Raw genomic sequence first — 887 nt, forward strand, 5'->3', positions numbered from 1 at the left:
CGCGTGGCGTGGTTGCCCACGGCAGGCAACCCGATCGACCCCGAAGTCGAGGCCGTGACGATGGCGGCCGTGCAGGCGATGGAACGCGAAGGCGCCATCGTCGAAACCGTGCAGCTGAACTTCGTGGCGCTCGAACGCCACTTCCTCGTGGTGCTGCAGTCGATGCTGGCCGCGCGCGTGGGCGCCAACCTCGAGCGCTTTGGCGACCGGCTCGACGCCACGCTGATCGACGCCGTACAAAAGGGCCGCCGCCACAGCGCGGTGGACCTGCACGACGCCACCTTCGCCAAGACCCGCTGTTTCACTGAATTGCAGACACTCTTCAAACGCTTCGACGTGCTGGTGTCGCCCACCGTCTCGGCGCCGCCGCTGCCCATCGACATGGATGTGAGCGGCGAAGTGGAGATCGGCGGCAGGCCCGCCGGCACCATCCGCGGCGCCTGGTATCCGTACACCTACCCGATGAACCTGACGGGCCATCCCGCGCTCTCGATGCCCTGCGGCAAGAGCGCAATCGGCCTGCCCATCGGGTTGCAGCTGGCGGGCCGCTGGTACGACGACGACCACCTGCTGGCCATCGCACGGCTCGTCGAGTGTGCGCTCGGCTGAAATTTTCTCCTCGTCCGACTCGCGCACGAGGCTTGGCGGGCGCCAGGTGGGTTCCGTCCTGTTTTTGCGTAGATGCGTACGGTTGGGCGGCGGTTCGCCGTCCCAGAATGAACCGGCCGTGCGAGGTACGGCACGCGCATTCCACAAAAGCCAAGGAGACCCTCATGATCACTTCCCGTCGCGGCCTGCTGGCCGGTTCCGCCGCCATGGCCACAGGCGCCATTGCCGGTTGTGCATTGCCTGCAGGCGCCAGCCGCACGCAGGCAACGCCGTTCGAT

General features: G+C 67.1%; 1 protein-coding gene and 1 pseudogene. Both read left to right on the forward strand.

The features are described from left to right. Positions 1–609 (forward strand): amidase family protein (locus tag ACSFA3_RS22275; protein WP_435507678.1); only part of this gene is annotated, 609 nt, incomplete at its 5' end. Between the two features lie 164 nt (positions 610–773). Continuing rightward, positions 774–887 (forward strand): annotated as a pseudogene (locus ACSFA3_RS22280) (fumarylacetoacetate hydrolase family protein); the annotation flags it as partial.

This window comes from Variovorax glucosi (assembly GCF_051216695.1).
Classification (GTDB): domain Bacteria; phylum Pseudomonadota; class Gammaproteobacteria; order Burkholderiales; family Burkholderiaceae_C; genus Variovorax.